The sequence below is a fragment of the Chromobacterium sp. FG89 genome, from assembly GCF_057808735.1.
Genome location: NZ_JBMDIQ010000099.1, coordinates 1 through 314 on the forward strand (window position 1 = coordinate 1; position 314 = coordinate 314).

Below are 314 nucleotides of genomic sequence, written 5' to 3' on the forward strand. Positions count from 1 at the left end.
CCATCGTTGCGCAGCACATCGCTGGCGCTAAGACTCAGACTTTGCGAGCCGATCAGGCTGCCCTTGGCGTTGTTCAGCTGCTGCAGCTTGGCGTCCAGCGCTTGCTGGGCGAAGACTTCGCCGCCCTGATTGCTGAGCGTATCCGCCTTCAGGCTCAGGTCTTTGGCCACGATGTGGCCGCCATCGTTGTTCAAGCTGGCTTGCTTCTCCAGCTTCAACTCCCCGGCAGACTGCAGCGTGCCGCCGTGGTTGTCGATGCCGGCGGCCTTGATGTCCAGCCCGGCATTGCCGGCGATCTTGCCCTGATTGTTCAG

1 protein-coding gene is annotated in these 314 nt (G+C 62.1%); it reads right to left on the minus strand.

Going from position 1 to position 314, the window contains the following annotated elements:
• On the minus strand, nucleotides 1–314 hold a 314-nt coding region (locus tag ACODRW_RS24415; protein ID WP_488906941.1), incomplete at both ends, for a hypothetical protein.